A 16,893-nucleotide genomic window follows, 5' to 3' on the forward strand; every position below is an offset into this window, starting at 1 on the left:
TTCTGTTTCCGCCTGCGGCGGACTGGTGACATTCACGGCGAATCGGGAGCCAGGGCGGGGCCGGCCCGGGTGGGGTCCAGCGGCGAACGGCTCAGGACAGGCTGCGGCGGACGTGGACGGAGCACGTCGTTGATGCCGCTGGCTCCGCGTCGGCGGCGGGGTAGCGGCCGCGGGTCCGCGCTGTCGGGTGGCGGCATGCGGTCCGCCCTGCGGTCATGGTCGGGCGGCGGGACCAGCAGCAGATCTTCGGCGAGCAGCCGGGAGACCTCGACGGTGACCGCGTACAGGCTTCGGTACAGCAGGAATGCGATATCGCGGCAGGTGCGTTGCCCGTCCACCTGCCGAAGAATCTCGTGTCGCGGCGACGTCGCCGCGGTGGCCGCCCTGGTTTTGCCGAGTTCGCTGAGCAGCAATCGGTTTCGGTGGGGCGACACCCTGGTCTGGGCCAGCGCCCGCAGTCGCCACTCGGTCTCGGCGAGCAGCCAGCCCGGCTCGATACCGGCGACTCCCGCGGGTGCGGCGGTCGATGTCTCCGCCCAGAAACAGCTGTCGAGCCATCCGGCCGCGATCGCGAACGCGCCGTCGACCGCCGCCATCGCGGTCACCGCGCGTAGTTCGGCGTCACCGGTCGGCCCGCGCCCCGGGCGTGCCAGCAGTTCGAAAACGCCGGGAGCCCCGGCGGAGTGGACCGCGACGATCTGCCCGCCCTCGACCCGGAAGTCGCCACCGGGGTCACCCGCCACGCGCAGGATGCCGGTGCGTGTGCCTGCTGCCGCGTCCATCAGCTCGAGGACCAGGCGCTGGGTGGGTTTGCGGACGAGCAAGGGCAGTCGTCGCGTGTCGATATTGCGGTCGTTCGTAGTCACGAGGCACCTGATATCGGTATGTCTTTTGCCAGAAATGAACCGAAAAGAGGCGCGACATAACCGTTTTGGTGCCAGGACGGAAAGCGGCGGCCGCTATCCGGCGTCGGCGACGGTCACGGCGCCTTCGACCTGGTCGGCGAGAGCGCGATCGTCAGATCGATGACCGGAAGGGCGATAGTCGAGTCATGACCGCAGCGCGACGCATGGGAACTATCCTGACAGCCCAGCGTTTTTAGAGCAATGAATTCCGTTAAATCATTGCGGTCGGTTTGCCCGATCAAGGGCAGGGCCGGCGCACCGGCTCGGTCACGCTCCGTTGGTACGCGAGGCTTTCATCGCGGCGTCGGCGCGTGCGGCAGCGCTCTTCGCGCGTGCGGCGGCCTGCTTGACCAGTTTCTCTTCGGAATCGATGACCTCGACCTGGGTGACCGTGGGGGTCGGCGCGGGCGCGGCCTGGGCACGAACGACAAAACCGACCACGGCCAGCACAGCAGTGATCGCGAAGGCAATGAACAGGGAACGCAGAACACGCACTTTGTCCTCCAGGAATGATCAGGGTGGAGCCGGACCAAGCGAGAGAAACGAGACGATGTAGCACCGCCACCATAGCGGTCGCCACGGCGTCTACCTCGATGGACCCCGTCGAGGCCGACCCCGCGTGCGGGTCGGGAAACGACAAAGCCCGCATCCGCCGGGCCGCTGAAAACAGTAGCGGCGCAACGAATGCGGGCTTCGAAACAACCTAGTCCAGGTAGTCGCGCAGGACCTGTGAGCGGCTGGGGTGGCGCAGCTTGCTCATGGTCTTGGACTCGATCTGCCGGATGCGCTCACGGGTGACCCCGTACACCTGGCCGATCTCGTCGAGCGTGCGCGGCTGGCCGTCGGTGAGGCCGAAGCGCAGCCGGACCACGCCCGCCTCGCGCTCGGACAGCGTCTCCAGCACCGACTGCAACTGATCCTGCAGCAGGGTGAAGCTCACCGCGTCCACGGCGACCACGGCTTCGGAGTCCTCGATGAAGTCACCGAGCTGGCTGTCGCCCTCGTCGCCGATGGTCTGGTCCAGCGAGATGGGTTCACGCGCGTACTGCTGGATCTCCAGCACCTTCTCCGGCGTGATGTCCATTTCCTTGGCGAGCTCCTCCGGGGTGGGCTCGCGGCCCAGGTCCTGGAGCAGTTCGCGCTGGATGCGACCGAGCTTGTTGATGACCTCGACCATGTGCACCGGGATACGGATGGTGCGGGCCTGATCGGCCATGGCGCGGGTGATCGCCTGCCGGATCCACCAGGTGGCGTACGTGGAGAACTTGTAGCCCTTGGTGTAGTCGAACTTCTCGACGGCGCGGATCAGACCCAGGTTGCCCTCCTGGATCAGATCGAGGAACGCCATGCCGCGGCCGGTGTAGCGCTTGGCCAGCGAGACCACCAGGCGCAGGTTGGCTTCCAGCAGATGGTTCTTGGCGCGGTTGCCGTCGCGGACGATCCAGGTGTAGTCGCGGCGCATCGCGACCGGCAGCTTCTCGCCCTGCTCGGTGAACTCGCGCACCTTCTCCGCCGCGTAGAGGCCGGCCTCGATCCGCTTGGCGAGTTCGACCTCCTCTTCGGCGTTGAGCAGCGCGACCTTGCCGATCTGCTTGAGGTAGGCACGCACCGAGTCGGCCGACGCGGTGAGCTCCGCGTCCTTGCGAGCCTGCCGGAGCGCCTCGGATTCCTCTTCGTCCCAGACGAAGTCGCCGGAGGCCTTGTCGGCGGCGGTCGGCTCGACCTCCTCCTCGGCGGCTTCGGCGACCTCCTCGACGACCAGGTCCTCGGCCTCTTCGGTCAGGTCGTCCTCGGAGACCTCGAGATCGCCGAGGTCGGCGACGTCGAGCGACTCGTCGTCGCCCGCGTCATCGGGGCCTGGCTCGCCGTCGGCTCCCACCTTCTTGGTGGCAGCCTTCTTGGCGGGCGCCTTGGCGCCGGCCTTCTTCGCAGGCGCCTTCTTGGCAGCGGCCTTCTTCGCCGGAGCCTTCTTCGCGGCAGCCGCCTTACGGACCGGCCGTGCTTCGGTTACATCTGCGGAATCGGCCTCGGCCGAATCGGCGGTCTGACGGGTATTCGTGGCTACCACGTACGCCCTTTCGTGACGGTCTCGTGCGGCGTCACGCCAGAGTGGTCTTCCGGCGGAGCGGTCTGTCGGGTTTCACCGGCGGAAGGCCGGTCGGGTTTCACCGGCTCAACACCGGGCACGTTCCATTGTAACGATCTAACCAGGGTACCTATGGCCACCATGCATGAGGCGGCGCTTCGCAAGCTCAGCTGGTTGCCACATGACGAGACCGGTGAAGCGTTGATTGGCTGTATCCACCCACGTTATACCGTCTGTCGGCGGCGCGTCGGAGGGTTGCCGGACATGATCACGGCGCGATGCCCGCGTCGATCGCCATGGCCGCGCCGACGATGCCCGCGGTGTTGCGCAGATGCGCCGGGATCACCTGGGTTCGGTTGGTGAGCAACGGGATCCACTGGTCGGCGTCGCGGCTGATGCCGCCGCCGGCGACGAACACCTTCGGCCAGAACAGATTCTCCAGGCCGATCAGCACCGTGCTCACCTCGGCGGCCCACTGCTCGAAGCTCAGCCCGTCGCGATCCTTGATCGAGGCGGCGGCGCGATGCTCGGTCTCCATGCCGCCGACCTCGAGGTGGCCGAGTTCGCTGTTGGCCACCAAGGTGCCGTGGTAGAGCAGGGCCGAGCCGATGCCGGTGCCGAAGGTCAGCAGCAGCACCAGTCCGGCGAAATCCTTTGCCGCGCCGTAGCGATCCTCGGCCAGGCCCGCCGCGTCCGCGTCGTTGAGCACGGTCACCTCGCGCCCGTCGAGGGTGTTGGAGAACAGCGCGCGGGCGTCGGTGCCGACCCAGGCCTTGTCGATATTGGCCGCGGTGCGCGCGACCCCGTCCAGGATGACCGACGGCAGGGTGATGCCGACCGGGCCGTCCCAATCGGCTTGCGCGACCAGCTTTGCCACCGCGTCGGCGACCGCCTGCGGGGTCGACGGCTGCGGTGTCGCGATCTTGATCCGTTCGTGGACCAGCTCACCGGTCGCCAGATCCACCGCGCCACCCTTGACGCCGCTGCCGCCGATATCGATGCCGAATGCGTGCCCCCGAGCGGACATGACTGAGCCCTCGTTCCTGTGCTGGCCGGTGTGGAGCACAACACCGACGCACAAGGCCGCACCAGGCCGCGAAGGGCGCTGCGGTGGTGTGCCCGACGACGGCGTTGTGTCGTGCACGACAAGAGTAATGCGCGATCGATGCTGCGCGTTCCCGAGGATCTGTGATCCGATGGAGAGCGTGCCGGAAACCTCATCGCCCGTGTCCGACTACACCTCCGAGATCATCGTCGCCCGTGGCGACGAGGCTGAACTGCGCAGAGTCGCGGTCGACCTCGCCGAAACCGCCGCGGCGCACGTTCGTGCCCGCCGTCCCGAGGTCTTCGGTCAGGCCAGTGGGCCCGCCGAGGGCGCGGTGCAGGCCAAGGCCCATCCGACCGACCCGGTGACCATCGTGGACACCGAAACCGAGGAGCTGATCCGCGGCCTGCTCGCCGAGCAGCGCCCCGGCGATCCGATCCTCGGCGAGGAGGGCGGCGGCAGTCTGGCCGACTCCGCGGCCGACATCGTGCACTGGGTAGTAGACCCAATCGACGGCACGGTGAATTTCCTGTATGGCATCCCCGGCTACGCGGTCTCGGTGGCCGCGATGCGCGGCGGCCGCCCGGTCGCCGGCGCGGTCGTCGACGTCGCCCGGCGGGCCACCTACAGCGCCGGGCTCGGGCTCGGTGCGATCCGGGTGGACGCCGAGGGCGCGGTGGAGCACCTGCGCTGCACGCCGGTCGACACCGTCTCGATGTCGTTGGTGGCCACCGGTTTTGCCTACGGCAAGCATCGGCGGACCCGGCAGGCGCAGCTGATCGCCGAGATCCTGCCGCAGGTGCGCGACATTCGCCGCTTCGGCGCGGCCGCGCTCGACCTGTGCCACGTCGCGGCCGGCCGGGTGGACGCCTACTTCGAGCACGGCCTCAACGCCTGGGACTGGGGCGCCGGCGCGCTGATCGCGGCCGAGGCGGGCGCTCTGCTCACGCTGCCGCCCGCCACCAATCCGGGCGAGGCGGGCGATCTGGTGATCGCCGCGGCCCCTGGCATCGCGGAGGAGCTGTTCGCGTTGCTGGATCGGGTCGGGGCGACCGAGCCGATCCCGGACCGCTAGGCGGGCCGCTGGACAGCAAAAAAGCCCGATCGGTGCAGCAGCGCCGATCGGGCTTTCACGTTGCCGGCTAACAGCGAGCTTGCCGGGCGGCCTCGAGCAATTTGATGTCGATCGAGGTGCTGTTGCCGGGCGCCGGGTTCTTCAGCGACCGCAGCACCTCCTCGGCGTCGTTGCTCGGGCGGATGTCGCGGAACAGCGAACCGAGCACCATGTCGACCGTCTCGTCGGCCCGCTGATCCTCGATCAGCTCGGCGCACGGCACGACCAGCTGCACCGACGCGGCGGCCGGGCGGCCGTTCACGCCGAACCGGATCTGACCGGTGCACTCCAGATCGCCGTTCACGTATACCGAATCGTTGCCGTACTGCGTTCCCGGCGCGCTGGCGAACCCGAGGTCACCGAACTGCGCCGCGACGTGCGCGGCCTGGCCGCGCTGGTTGTTCGCGTTGAGCACGCGCACCCGGCTGGCCGCCAGCGGCGCGGGTTCCACGTCCTGTAGCCGGCTCGCGCCGACCCGCTGCCCGAGCGTTGCCGCCGGTTGAGCGCCCGGCTCGGTGGCGGGGCTCGGCGAGTTGCAGGCCATCGCGCTGGTGTCGTGCTCGGTCGTCGTCAACGCCTTGACCCACACAATCGTGCAGATCAGCGTGACGATGCCGAGCATGATCAGCCAGGGCTGCGGGCGCCGTCGGAGGAAGGGCCTGCCCTGGGAATCCACGGGGCGGCCTTCGGTGATCAGTGAAACCACCAGCACACTCTACGAAAAGGTGGCGCTACCCGGTGACGGCAGGCCGTCCCGGGGTCGATCGGGTCGCGGAAGGTCTCGGGGAGTTCGACGGATGGTGTCGATTACCCGTCGGTTTCGAATCGTCTGTGTTTTGATTGCGACTTTTGTGCTGGGGTCCGCTATTGTCTGGCGGCCCAGATCGAATCGCCGGTGGCGAAATTGGTGGTCGGTCGCGGGAACAAGTAGGGCATGTCCTGCGTTTACCGAGCGCTATCCGGAGTGGATCAGCCCGATCCGACCTGATGGGTGAGCGGTGTACGTGTGACGTGCACCACCGGCGGGGCGGTGCGAGTCACGGCGGTTCCAGCAGGAATCGGTGTGAGCAATCCGGTCCGGGATATACGAAGTAAGGACGAGGGGAAGACGACATGGCAACCGACTATGACGCACCGAGGCGTACCGAAACCGACGATGTGTCGGAAGATTCGCTGGAGGAGCTGAAGGCTCGTCGTAACGAGGCACAGTCCGCCGTCGTGGATATCGACGAATCCGATACCGCGGAGTCGTTCGAGCTTCCCGGCGCGGACCTGTCCGATGAAGTGCTGAGCGTTCGGGTGATCCCGAAGCAGGCCGACGAGTTCACCTGTTCCAGCTGCTTCCTCGTGCACCACCGGAGCAGGCTGGCCAGCGAGAAGGGTGGACAGCTGATCTGCATGGACTGCGGCGCTTGAGTTAGCTCGAGGTGATCAGCCCGCGCTGGGCAGCCCCAGCGCGGCTAGGACCCGTTCCGGGCGACGCGTACTGACCAACCAGTACGGCGTCGGATCGTCCGGGTCGTCGAGCACGAGAAGCACCATCGGCCCGATCCACGGCCGATGCTGCACATAGGCGGCGGGGTCGAGCTGACGACCCAGCGCCGCACTCTTCGCCGTGCGGGCGACGACGGCCGCACGGGCGACGAAATTCACCGGCAGGTGGGCGCGGTCGGCGCGGAGCTCGGGCGTGCCCGACGCGTCCGGCATGACCTCGACCCGGTGGCGGCTCAGCCACAGCAGCACCCACACCGGTACCGGGAACAGCAGCACATACGGCAGCCAGGCCCGCAATCCCGGTGCGCCCATATGGATTTCGGCGGCCAGCAGCCCGGTGATGGCGAACGCCACCGGCCACCACCACAGCGGCACCCAGAGGCGCTCGCGGTACGGCGGCAGGCTCTGCTGGTTCTCGTCCATCTTCACGGGGTTGGGCTGGTCCGACACGACTCAACACTAATTCACGACACTGACTGGTCAACGCGTAGGCTCGACCAACGTGACCGCCCTTTCACCGATACCTCTGCTGCGGCTGGATCCCGGCATCCCCATGCCCGCGCGCGCCCATCACGGCGACGCCGGCGTGGACCTGTGCACCACCGAAGACGTCATCCTGGAACCGGGGGAACGGGTGCTGGTCGGCACCGGTGTCGCCGTGGCGCTACCGGTCGGCACGGTCGGACTCATCCATCCGCGCTCGGGCCTGGCGGCCAAAACCGGGCTGTCCGTGGTGAACACCCCCGGCACGGTCGACGCGGGCTACCGCGGCGAGATCAAGGTGTGCCTGATCAACCACGACCTGCGCACGCCGATCGAGCTGCGCCGCGGTGACCGGATCGCGCAGCTGCTGGTGCAGCGGGTGGAACTGGTCGACTTCGTCGAGGTCGACACCCTCGACGAGACCGCGCGCGGTGCGGGCGGTTACGGGTCCAGCGGTGGTCACGCGAGCCTGGCCGAGGCCGGCCAGGCTGCCGCCAAGGAGGCGTGATGGGAATTTTCGGCAAGAAGAGATCCGTCGACGACGACCAGTATCTGGACGACGAGTACACCGAAGACGACGAGTACACCGAAGACGACTACGACACCGATGAACACCCGATCGTCGCGGGCAACTACCGCGACGCCGGGGCGGGCAAGTCGGGTCCGTACGACTTCGCCGAGGTGTCCGAGCTGCTCGAGCAGGTCACCGATCAGCGCCTCGACCTCGGTTCGGTGATCCTGCCGGTGCCGCAAGGCGGCCAGTTGCAGGTCGAGATGACCCCCGACGGCACGCCGCAGGCGGTGCACCTGGCCACCGAGCACGGCCGGCTCACCGTCGCCGCCTACGCGGCGCCGAAGTCGGCCGGTCAATGGCGCACGGTGGCCGCGGATCTCGCCGATTCGCTGCGCAACGACGGCGCGCGGGTCGCGGTGGAAACCGGCCCGTGGGGTCGTGAGCTGCTCGCCATCACCGAGGGCGCGGACCTGCGCTTCATCGGGGTCGACGGACCGCGCTGGATGGTTCGGCTGGTCGCGGCGGGCCCGTCGGGCGCGTCGAACGACGGCAGCCCGCTGGTCGCGGCGGCCCGGGCGATCTTGCGCGAGACCGTGATTCGGCGCGGCGACGATCCGTTGCCCGTGCGTGAGCCACTACCCGTGGTGCTGCCGCAGGAACTGGCCGAACAGCTGGCCGCGGCGCACCAGGCGCAGGCCGACGCGCAACAACAGCAGGCTGCCGCGCAGGCGGCGGCCCCGCAGGCCGTGCCGCCGCGGATGCCAGAGGGACCGCGTCGCGGCGCCGATGGTTCCGCGATGCAGCAGCTGGGTCTGAACTAACCGAGCGCGGCAAATCCCGTGTGTCCGAGGATCGCCGGATCCGCGCCGAGTTCGGCGAGGGTGATCCGGCGGATCGCGGACCGCGGGATCAGCGCCGCCCATTCCTCGGCGATCGCGAACGGGTGCACCGGATCGTCGACCGCCGTCACCACGGCCACCGGCACCTCCAGGGTGCCGAGCCGTTCGGTGCCCGGCCACTTGTAGTGCGCCGCTTCCTCCAGTGCCGCAGGCAGATTCGGCCACTGCGACCGCCACGACCGGGTGAGCGCCTCGGCCAGCCAGCGCGGGCTGCTCGCCCGCATCTGCTCGATCACCGCGTCCAGCCCGTCGGCCCGTAACCGGGTCGCGGTCACCGACGCGCTCAGCGCGGCGGGGCAGGCCGTGGTGTCCGGCCCGGTCCAGCCGGGCAGCGCGGCGATCACGCCGATCGTCGATTCCGGATGCTCGGCCGCCCACTCGATCGCGACCGCCGCACCCAACGAGATTCCCGCCACAACAATCGGTCCCGCCGCGGCCGCGGCATCGAGCGCGGCCTGGTAACTCGCGACGACACCCTGCGGGTCCGGCTGCACCGCCACCACGTCGAGACGGCGCGCTCGGCAAGCGGGTTCGAACGCGCGATGAGCGAAATCCGCGTCGGATCCGGTTCCCGGCAGCGCCACGACGACGTGGGCGGCCGACACGGAGTGTGGGGAGTCGAACACCGGTCCGAGCGTAGCGGGGGTGTGCTGGGGCATCTACAGTGGCGGGTGTACGTCCACCGCCGGTCGTGCTGAGAATCCACGATGGTGTGCGATCCACACTGTCTGCTCTATGCAGGAGAGCGTGCGAAATGTCATCCGCTGCCTCAGGGTATTTTCGACGTCTGGGCCGCAGACTGACCGAGGATCTCGACCAGTTGGACGCCGAGGAGCTTGCCGAGAAATCGGAGGCTTCCGGAGCGTGCCGCGCGTCGGAGTGTCGCCGCGGCGACGAAGCCACGATGCTCGGTAAGCTGCGCAGTGTCGAAGCGTGTTCGAAGTCCGCGGGCGCTACTGTGCAAGCGGAATTCTTCGACGGAACCGATGCCATCACCCTGGTCTGGATCGGCCGTCGGCGCATCCCCGGTATCGAACCGGGACGGCGTATCTTGGTTCGCGGTCGCGTCGGAGATCGAGACGGCCGCAAGGTTATCTACAACCCCTACTACGAACTGCGCGGGAACAGCTGACGTATGCCATCGAGCAACGACAACGCCCCCACGGGCGAACAGACCCCCTCGACCGAACAGCTCGAGCCCACCGAGGCTCTCGACCCTGAAGAGGTAGCGGCCGAGCAGACGTTGCTCGAGCAGTTGGGCGGTTTCAGCGGCCTGATCTATTCGACCGTCCCGGTTGTCGTGTTCGTCCCCGTGAACAGTTTCGCCGGGCTGACCGCGGCGATCTGGGCCGCGCTCGGCGTGGCCGCGCTCATCCTGGTCTGGCGCCTGATCCGGCGCAGTCCCATCCAGCCCGCCATCTCCGGTTTTCTCGGCGTCGGCATCTGCGCGTTCATCGCCTACCGGATGGGGGAGGCCAAGGGCTTCTTCCTGTTCGGCATCTACACCAGCCTGGTCTACGCGGGCGTGTTCCTGATCTCGATGCTGGTGCGCTGGCCGCTGGTCGGCGTCATCTGGGGCGTGCTGAACGGGCACGGCACCGACTGGCGCAGCGATCGCCGCGTGCAGCGCCTGTACTACCTCGCGACCTCCACCTGGGTGCTCGTCTTCGGCGCCCGCTACTTGGTGCAGTCACAGCTCTACGACACCGACCGCACCGGCTGGCTCGCGTTCACCCGCATCGCCATGGGCTGGCCGCTCACCGCGGTCGCGCTGGCGGTCACCGTGTGGGCCGTGCGGCGCGCGGGGCACATGCCCACCAAAACCGCCGTGGCCGAGCCCGCGTAGCGCGTTAACTTCGCGGGTCCGGGCCGCGAAAACCCCTTGGGGTGGGGTAACTCCCACCGCCGAGGTGGGGGGTTACCCACCCTGGGGTGCCTGGAGGGAAGCCCGAGTTCGTCAGACGATCGTTGCGTACGGAAAACAGCGCACGATCGTAGGAAAGGACTCGGACGTGGCTACCGAGCACAACACCGCAGCATTGCCGAAGAACCACAATCCGGCCCTGTCGGAAAGCCGCCGGGTGGCGGCCGAACTGGACAAGCTGATCGGCCCCGCCGCCGCGGGCGACCGCAACGCCGTCACCGAGATCGTCCGCGTCGTGCATCCGCTGGTCCGCCGGTACTGCGGTGCGCGCCTTGGCAATACGGCGCACCTGCAGGTCACCGCCGACGACGTGGTGCAGGAGATCCTGATCGCCACGGTCAACGCCATCCCACGCTACCGCGATCAGGGCAAGTCGTTCCTGGCCTTCGTCTACGGCATCGCCTCGAACAAGGTGGCCGACGCGTTCCGCCGCTCCCAGCAGCACCCCACCTACCCGATGGCCGAGATGCCGGACACCGCGTCCACCGAGGCCGGCCCGGAGGAGTGGGCGCTGGCGCTCGAACGCCGCGCGGCCACCAAAGAGCTCATGAAGATCCTGGCCCCCGCTCATCGCGAGGTGCTGGTCATGCGCATCGTGCTCGGCTGGTCGGCGGCGCAGACAGCCGAGGCGATCGGCACCAGCCCCGGCGTGGTCCGGGTGATGCAGCATCGCGCGCTGAACAAGCTGCGCGCGGAACTGAAGGTCGCCTAGTCCCGACCGCCGCGCATCAGCCCTGTCGGGGAGTCAAGGCTTGATGCCATGGTTGGCCAGCTCGACCCGCAGATCCTCTTCGGCCTCCACCGAGGTCACGAACAGCAGCTCGTCGTCGCCCTCGAACGGATCATCCGGTTGCGGGACGATCACCCGGCCGCCGCGCAGAATCGTCACCAGGGCGGCGTCGCGCGGCAGGGTGAGGGTGCGCACCGGCTTTCCGGCCAGTCCGGTGTCGCCGGGCAGGGTGATCTCCACCAGATTGGCCTGACCCTGCCGCAGCGTCATCAGCCGCACCAGATCGCCGACCGTGACCGCCTCCTCGACCAGCGAGGCGAGCAGGCGCGGGGTGGACACCGCGACGTCCACCCCCCAGGACGAGTCGAACAGCCACTCGTTGCGCGGATCGTTCACCCGCGCCACCACTCGGCGCACGCCGAACTCGGTCTTGGCGAGCAGGCTGTGCACCAGATTGGCTTTGTCGTCACCGGTGGCCGCGATGACCACCTCGTAGGTTTCCAGTCCGGCGTCCTCGAGCAGCGCCAGCTCGCAGGCGTCGGCGTGCACCCAGACCGCGTCCGGGATCGCCTCCGGCTCGATGTGATCGAGCTGCCGTTCCAGCAGCATGACGTTGTGTCCACCGCGCAGCAACTCCCTGGCGATGGATCGGCCGACGGCGCCGGCCCCGGCGATGGCCACTTTCATGTTCAGTCCTCGCTCACGGGTGGCTTGCCTGCCAATGCGATGGCCTCACCCACGGAACCGGAGGTGGCGGCGACATAGACGACGTCGTCGGCTTGCACGATGGTCTTGCTGTCCGGCAGCAGGCCCTGGCCGAACCGGATGATGAACGCGACCCGCACGCTCACCTCGCGCTCCAGATCGCGCACGGTCCGGCCATACCAGTCCTCGTGCAGCGTCAGCTGCGTCACAGCCACCGTGCCGGTGGGGTCGCGCCAGGTGGTGGTGGTGTTGTCGCCGATCAGCGCGCGCAGGAACCGGTCGGTGGTCCAGGGCACCGTGGCGATGGTCGGGATGCCGAGCCGCTCGTAGACCGCGGCGCGCTTCGCGTCGTAGATGCGCGCGACCACCCGCTCGACGCTGAACATCTCCCTGGCCACCCGCGCGGAGATGATGTTGGAGTTGTCCCCGGAGGAGACCGCGGCGAACGCGTCGGCCCGCTCGATTCCGGCGCGTACCAGCACATCTCGGTCGAAGCCGACGCCGGTCACCCGCTCGCCGGTGAAGTCCTGGCCCAGGCGCAGGAAGGCGGCCGGATCCCGGTCGATCACGGTGACCTCGTGGCCGACCCGGACCAGGGCACGGGCCAGCGCCGAGCCGACGCGCCCGCAACCCATGATCACTACGTACACCCGTGCACCCTCGTTCCTGGAACCAAGCGTTCGGTCTGCTAATTGTTCGGTCGAACGGTACCCGTCGAACCATTCCATCGGCCACGTTCCCCCTCCGCCGGGTGGCCAAACCTGCGAGCCACGCGCGCGACCACCCTCGCGTGCGCCTATGCTCGCTCCAGTGTCCAAGTTGACGACGGCAGCGAAACGAATGCTGCTGGGCAGGCCTTTCCGTAGTGATTCGCTTGGCCATACCCTGCTGCCGAAACGCATCGCCCTTCCGGTGTTCGCCTCCGATGCGATGTCCTCGGTCGCCTACGCGCCCGAAGAAATCTTCCTGGTGTTATCCGCGGCCGGTATCTCCGCCTACGTCTATGCCCCCTGGGTCGGATTGGCCGTCGCGCTGGTCATGGCGGTGGTCGTAGCAAGCTATCGGCAAAACGTGCACGCCTACCCGTCCGGCGGCGGTGACTACGAGGTCGCGACGACCAACCTCGGACCCAACGCCGGCCTGACCGTCGGCAGCGCGCTGCTCGTCGACTACGTGCTCACGGTGGCCGTCTCGATCTCCTCGGCCGCGTCCAACATCGGTTCGGCGATTCCGTTCGTGGCCACGCACAAGGTGCTCTTCGCCGTCGTCGCCATCGCCATCCTGACCGCGATCAATCTTCGCGGCATCCGCGAGTCGGGGACCACGTTCGCCATCCCGACCTACGCGTTCATCGTCGGCATGTTCGTCATGCTCGGCTGGGGTCTGTTCCGCATCTTCATCCTCGGCGACGACCTACAGGCCGAGTCGGCGGGTTTCGGACTGAAGGCGGAGGACGAGCATCTGTACGGACTCGCCTTCGCCTTTTTGATCGCCCGCTCGTTCTCCTCCGGCTGCGCCGCGCTCACCGGTGTCGAGGCGATCAGCAACGGCGTGCCCGCGTTCCGGAAGCCGAAGTCGCGCAACGCCGCCACCACCCTGCTGATGCTCGGCACCTTCGCCATCGTGCTGCTGATGGGCATCATCATCCTGGCCCAGAAGATCGGCGTCGTGTACGCGCACAACGAGGACGACCTGATCGGCGCGCCGCCCGGCTACCACCAGAAGACGCTGATCGCGCAGCTCGCCGAGACGGTCTTCCACGGATTCCCGATCGGGTTCTTCTTCATCACCACGGTCACCGCGCTGATCCTCGTGCTCGCCGCGAACACCGCGTTCAACGGGTTCCCGGTGCTCGGTTCGATTCTGGCGCAGGACCGTTACCTGCCTCGACAGCTGCACACCCGCGGCGATCGGCTCGCGTTCAGCAACGGCATCCTGTTCCTGTCCGGTGCGGCGATCGCGTTCGTCGTGCTGTTCGGCGCCGAGGTCACCAAGCTGATCCAGCTCTACATCGTCGGCGTGTTCGTTTCCTTCGTGCTCAGCCAGACCGGCATGCTGCGGCACTGGACCCGATTGCTGCGCACCGAAACCGATCCGGCGCAGCGGTCGCGGATGAAGCGGTCCAGGGTGATCAACGCCGTCGGCCTCACCGCCACCGGCACCGTGCTGATCATCGTGCTCATCACCAAGTTCTTCGCCGGCGCCTACATCGCCATCTGCACCATGGTGGCGATCTTCATCGTGATGAAAATGATTCGCCGGCACTACGATTCGGTCTCCCGCGAGCTGGAGGAGCAGGAGTGGGACGGCGTGCTGCCCAGCCGCTCGCACTCCATCGTGCTGGTCTCCAAGCTGCACCTGCCCACCCGCCGCGCGCTCGCCTACGCCCGCGCCACCCGGCCGGACACCCTGGAGGCGATCACCGTCAACGTCGACGAGGCCGACACCCGGGCGCTGGTGCGCGAGTGGGAAAAGAGCGATGTCACCGTGCCGCTCAAGGTGATCGAGTCGCCCTACCGCGAAATCACCAAGCCCGTCCTGGATTACGTGAAGCGAGTACGCAAGGACTCGCCACGCGACGTGGTCACCGTCTTCATCCCCGAGTACGTGGTCGGGCACTGGTGGGAACAGGTCCTGCACAACCAGAGTGCGTTGCGCCTCAAGGGCCGACTGCTCTTCGAACCCGGCGTGATGGTGACAAGCGTCCCATGGCAATTGAGTTCGTCCACCCGAGCCCGCACGCCCGGCATGGTCAACGCCCCGGGTGCGGTGCGCCGCGGATACGACGACCGCTCATGAGTGCGCGGACGGTTTCGCGGCATGTTCCGGCCGATTCCGGTGCGATTCGTATTCGGCTGGAAGGCATTCCGTCGGCGGCGAGCAATCTACGCGTGGGTGCTGATCGTGTCGCAGCGTGTGGGACGGGTGTCAGGGCTGGTCGTGTCGGAGTGTGCGAGCTGAGCGCGGGCGCTGGTCGTGGTCGACTGGGCGTCGGGGCTGACTGTGTCGGAGTGCGCGAACTGGACGCGGACGCTGATTGTGTCGGAACGTGCACTGCACGTGGTGCGCTGAGTAGGACGAAGCGAAGCAGGTCGAAACGCACTGTGCGCGAGTCCGGGTCGGGCGTAGGCGAGGCATGGGCATGACCGATTGGCGCGATACGACTTTCGAGCTGCGTCTGGGGCCGCCCGGGCATGGTGGGTTCTGCGTGGGCAGGCACGAGGGGCGCGTGGTGTTTGTCCGGCATGGGTTGCCGGGTGAGCTTGTTCGGGTGCGGGTCACCGAGGATCGGGGCGGATCGTTCTGTCGCGCCGACGCGATCGAAATCCTCGAACCGTCGCCCGACCGGGTGCCCGCCACCTGCCCCGTTTCCGGCCCTGGCGGTGCGGGTTGCTGCGACTTCTCGTATGCCACTCCGAAAGCTCAACGGGCGCTGAAGGCTTCGGTTGTCGCCGAACAACTCCGCCGCGTGGCCGGCATCGACCGCGAGGTCGTCGTCGAACCGATAACCGGGGCAGGCGACACCACCACCGGCTGGCGCACCCGCATCCGCCTGGCCGTCGACGCCGAAGGTCGCGCAGGCGTCCACGGCTACCGCAGCACCGAGGTCATCACCGATCTCCGCTGCCCCCAACCGGTTCCGGGCGCCCTGGACGGCGTCGCGGACCGATTGTGGACGCCCGGAGCGGATTTGGTGATCGCCGTCGACGGCGACGGCGTCCGTCACATCATCGAACTGGCCCCGGCGGTTGACGGTGACCGCCGAAAGTCCCGCGGCGACAGCGAATGGCAACGAGCCGAGTCGACCGAGCGTCGCACGGACCAACGCGGCCGTGACCGCCGCGGCCGACGCCGCCCTGGCACTGACTCCGATGGCGGCCGCGCCGACCGAATCGACCGCCGCCGACCCGACCCCTCTGGTTCTCGCGAAGACGACCGCAGAACGCGCGCTGAAGACGCCGGAGCGCGCCGGGACGACCGCACCGGCACCTCCCGCGGCAGCGATCCGCGCGGTGGAGCCGACCGCGACAACCGCCGCCGCCCGAGCGGCAAACCCGGGACCGACGACGCCCCCGCCGTCACCGACCGCGCCCATCGTCGCCGCCCGGGCGAAATCGGCGGAGTCTGGCGTGGTGGCAGCGTGCGCGGCGGTACAGAACAGAGTGGTGGCCGCAGTTCAGATGAGCGCGCGGAGCCGCGGTACGACGACAATGGTCGGCTGGAGGCACCGCAGGCCGGCGAACGGCGCAATGCTTCGGCTCGCCGGGCGGCGACGCATGCGGCACGGGACGAGTGGGTGATCTCCGGGACCGGTCGCGCGGTCGAGTACGTCGCGGGCCGCCGGTGGGAGGTCTCCGCAACCGGCTTCTGGCAGGCGCATCACGGTGCCGCACAATGCTATTCGGACCTGATCGCCGAATGGTCCGGCCTGCACCCCGGTGCCCTGGCCTGGGACTTGTACAGCGGCGCAGGCGTTTTCGCCGCCCGCCTCGCCGACCAGGTAGGCCAGACCGGCGCGATACTCGCCGTAGAGTCCGCCCGTCCAGCGGTAGCCGACGGCACCGCCGCCCTCCACGACCTCCCCTGGCTGGACCTGCACGCCCAACGCGTAGAACGCTGGGTAACCGAACGCGTAGGCGGCGCAGCCCCCGACACCATCGTCCTCGACCCCCCACGAGCCGGCGCAGGCAAAGAGGTAATAGCCGCAATCACCACAACCGGCCCCCTCCGCATAATCCACATAGGCTGCGACCCAGCCGCTTTCGCCCGAGACCTAGGTCTCTACCAATCCGCCGGCTACCACCTGACCACCCTCCGAGCCTTCGACGCCTTCCCCGGCACCCACCACGTCGAATGCATAGCCCTACTCGAGCGCCCCACCCCCTAACCCACCGAGTGGGACTACGGAGCCGAAACCCGAGCGCGCGGTCAGCGACGTCCCACTCAGCGACACCTAATTCGCCGAGCGGGACACGGCGGAGCCGAAGCGCGAA

At 68.2% G+C, this 16,893-nt stretch carries 18 protein-coding genes and 1 pseudogene; 10 read left to right on the plus strand and 9 right to left on the minus strand.

Annotation, left to right across the window (positions count from 1 at the left end):
* Window positions 1-32 precede the first annotated feature (32 nt).
* The 4 genes from AB0M22_RS05355 to ppgK form a co-directional block, all read right to left on the minus strand.
* Window positions 33-866 carry a hypothetical protein gene (locus AB0M22_RS05355; protein ID WP_364721332.1) on the minus strand — a complete coding sequence of 278 codons (834 nt, stop codon included), beginning with the start codon at window positions 864-866 and terminating at the stop codon, window positions 33-35.
* Between the two features lie 306 nt (window positions 867-1,172).
* Window positions 1,173-1,400, minus strand: a complete 228-nt coding sequence (locus AB0M22_RS05360; RefSeq protein WP_364721334.1) for a hypothetical protein — start codon at window positions 1,398-1,400, stop codon at window positions 1,173-1,175.
* A gap of 208 nt (window positions 1,401-1,608) precedes the next feature.
* Complete coding sequence (locus AB0M22_RS05365; RefSeq protein ID WP_364721337.1) at window positions 1,609-2,973, minus strand: RNA polymerase sigma factor; 1,365 nt, start codon at window positions 2,971-2,973, stop codon at window positions 1,609-1,611.
* A gap of 286 nt (window positions 2,974-3,259) precedes the next feature.
* Entirely contained in the window at window positions 3,260-4,018 is a 759-nt protein-coding gene (gene ppgK, locus AB0M22_RS05370; RefSeq protein ID WP_364721340.1) for a polyphosphate--glucose phosphotransferase, read from the minus strand.
* A gap of 169 nt (window positions 4,019-4,187) precedes the next feature.
* Between ppgK and AB0M22_RS05375 the strand changes: the two genes are divergently transcribed.
* Window positions 4,188-5,111, plus strand: a complete 924-nt coding sequence (locus tag AB0M22_RS05375) for an inositol monophosphatase family protein (RefSeq protein WP_364721343.1) — start codon at window positions 4,188-4,190, stop codon at window positions 5,109-5,111.
* Window positions 5,112-5,178: 67 nt separating this feature from the next.
* Here AB0M22_RS05375 and cei read toward each other — a convergent pair whose 3' ends face one another.
* Window positions 5,179-5,856, minus strand: a complete 678-nt coding sequence (gene cei / locus AB0M22_RS05380; RefSeq protein WP_150405932.1) for an envelope integrity protein Cei — start codon at window positions 5,854-5,856, stop codon at window positions 5,179-5,181.
* Between the two features lie 407 nt (window positions 5,857-6,263).
* Between cei and AB0M22_RS05385 the strand changes: the two genes are divergently transcribed.
* Complete coding sequence (locus AB0M22_RS05385) at window positions 6,264-6,566, plus strand: DUF4193 domain-containing protein (protein WP_364721347.1); 303 nt, start codon at window positions 6,264-6,266, stop codon at window positions 6,564-6,566.
* A 15-nt stretch (window positions 6,567-6,581) separates the two neighbouring features.
* Here the strand turns inward: AB0M22_RS05385 and AB0M22_RS05390 are convergent, their stop codons facing one another.
* Entirely contained in the window at window positions 6,582-7,067 is a 486-nt protein-coding gene (locus AB0M22_RS05390; RefSeq protein ID WP_364721696.1) for a DUF3093 domain-containing protein, read from the minus strand.
* Between the two features lie 79 nt (window positions 7,068-7,146).
* Between AB0M22_RS05390 and dut the strand changes: the two genes are divergently transcribed.
* Window positions 7,147-7,635: a dUTP diphosphatase gene (dut, locus tag AB0M22_RS05395; RefSeq protein WP_364721350.1), complete on the plus strand. Its 489-nt coding sequence runs from the start codon at window positions 7,147-7,149 to the stop codon at window positions 7,633-7,635.
* Window positions 7,635-8,462: a DUF3710 domain-containing protein gene (locus AB0M22_RS05400; RefSeq protein WP_364721353.1), complete on the plus strand. Its 828-nt coding sequence runs from the start codon at window positions 7,635-7,637 to the stop codon at window positions 8,460-8,462. Before dut ends, AB0M22_RS05400 begins: the two co-directional genes overlap by 1 nt.
* Here the strand turns inward: AB0M22_RS05400 and AB0M22_RS05405 are convergent.
* On the minus strand, window positions 8,459-9,166 hold the full coding sequence (locus tag AB0M22_RS05405) for an alpha/beta hydrolase (RefSeq protein ID WP_364721356.1): 708 nt from the start codon (window positions 9,164-9,166) through the stop codon (window positions 8,459-8,461). The genes AB0M22_RS05400 and AB0M22_RS05405 overlap by 4 nt on opposite strands.
* A 128-nt stretch (window positions 9,167-9,294) precedes the next feature.
* Here AB0M22_RS05405 and AB0M22_RS05410 point away from each other — a divergent pair, with 128 nt between their 5' ends.
* The 3 genes from AB0M22_RS05410 (at window position 9,295) to AB0M22_RS05420 (ending at window position 11,176) form a co-directional block, all read left to right on the plus strand.
* Window positions 9,295-9,672: an OB-fold nucleic acid binding domain-containing protein gene (locus tag AB0M22_RS05410; RefSeq protein ID WP_040736821.1), complete on the plus strand. Its 378-nt coding sequence runs from the start codon at window positions 9,295-9,297 to the stop codon at window positions 9,670-9,672.
* A gap of 3 nt (window positions 9,673-9,675) precedes the next feature.
* Window positions 9,676-10,386 (plus strand): DUF3159 domain-containing protein, encoded by a 711-nt coding sequence (locus AB0M22_RS05415; RefSeq protein WP_364721360.1) that lies wholly within the window; start codon window positions 9,676-9,678, stop codon window positions 10,384-10,386.
* Window positions 10,387-10,552: 166 nt separating this feature from the next.
* On the plus strand, window positions 10,553-11,176 hold the full coding sequence (locus AB0M22_RS05420) for a sigma-70 family RNA polymerase sigma factor (protein WP_364721363.1): 624 nt from the start codon (window positions 10,553-10,555) through the stop codon (window positions 11,174-11,176).
* 33 nt (window positions 11,177-11,209) lie between these two features.
* Here AB0M22_RS05420 and AB0M22_RS05425 read toward each other — a convergent pair whose 3' ends face one another.
* Window positions 11,210-11,881, minus strand: a complete 672-nt coding sequence (locus AB0M22_RS05425) for a TrkA family potassium uptake protein (RefSeq protein WP_150405938.1) — start codon at window positions 11,879-11,881, stop codon at window positions 11,210-11,212.
* 2 nt (window positions 11,882-11,883) lie between these two features.
* Window positions 11,884-12,549 (minus strand): TrkA family potassium uptake protein, encoded by a 666-nt coding sequence (locus AB0M22_RS05430; RefSeq protein ID WP_364721367.1) that lies wholly within the window; start codon window positions 12,547-12,549, stop codon window positions 11,884-11,886.
* 160 nt (window positions 12,550-12,709) lie between these two features.
* On the opposite strand from AB0M22_RS05430, the gene AB0M22_RS05435 reads away from it, so the two are divergent.
* The 3 genes and pseudogenes from AB0M22_RS05435 to AB0M22_RS05445 all read left to right on the plus strand — a co-directional run bounded on the left by AB0M22_RS05435 (window position 12,710) and on the right by AB0M22_RS05445 (window position 16,787).
* Window positions 12,710-14,698, plus strand: coding sequence for an APC family permease (locus AB0M22_RS05435; RefSeq protein ID WP_364721370.1), 1,989 nt, complete (start codon window positions 12,710-12,712; stop codon window positions 14,696-14,698).
* Window positions 14,699-15,041: 343 nt separating this feature from the next.
* Window positions 15,042-15,644 (plus strand): annotated as a pseudogene (locus tag AB0M22_RS05440) (TRAM domain-containing protein); the annotation flags it as partial.
* Complete coding sequence (locus AB0M22_RS05445) at window positions 15,636-16,787, plus strand: class I SAM-dependent RNA methyltransferase (RefSeq protein ID WP_364721698.1); 1,152 nt, start codon at window positions 15,636-15,638, stop codon at window positions 16,785-16,787. The pseudogene AB0M22_RS05440 and the gene AB0M22_RS05445, both read left to right, overlap by 9 nt.
* Window positions 16,788-16,893: the final 106 nt, after the last annotated feature.

The organism is Nocardia sp. NPDC051756 (assembly GCF_040681495.1).
Lineage (GTDB): Bacteria > Actinomycetota > Actinomycetes > Mycobacteriales > Mycobacteriaceae > Nocardia.

Coding starts and splice junctions, on each gene's coding strand:
- AB0M22_RS05390 (WP_364721696.1), bottom strand. CDS start 7,067: ATGGACGAGAACCAGCAGAGCCTGCCGCCGTACCGCGAGCGCCTCTGG.
- AB0M22_RS05425 (WP_150405938.1), bottom strand. CDS start 11,881: ATGAAAGTGGCCATCGCCGGGGCCGGCGCCGTCGGCCGATCCATCGCC.
- AB0M22_RS05410 (WP_040736821.1), top strand. CDS start 9,295: ATGTCATCCGCTGCCTCAGGGTATTTTCGACGTCTGGGCCGCAGACTG.
- AB0M22_RS05400 (WP_364721353.1), top strand. CDS start 7,635: ATGGGAATTTTCGGCAAGAAGAGATCCGTCGACGACGACCAGTATCTG.
- AB0M22_RS05375 (WP_364721343.1), top strand. CDS start 4,188: ATGGAGAGCGTGCCGGAAACCTCATCGCCCGTGTCCGACTACACCTCC.
- ppgK (WP_364721340.1), bottom strand. CDS start 4,018: ATGTCCGCTCGGGGGCACGCATTCGGCATCGATATCGGCGGCAGCGGC.
- AB0M22_RS05415 (WP_364721360.1), top strand. CDS start 9,676: ATGCCATCGAGCAACGACAACGCCCCCACGGGCGAACAGACCCCCTCG.
- AB0M22_RS05385 (WP_364721347.1), top strand. CDS start 6,264: ATGGCAACCGACTATGACGCACCGAGGCGTACCGAAACCGACGATGTG.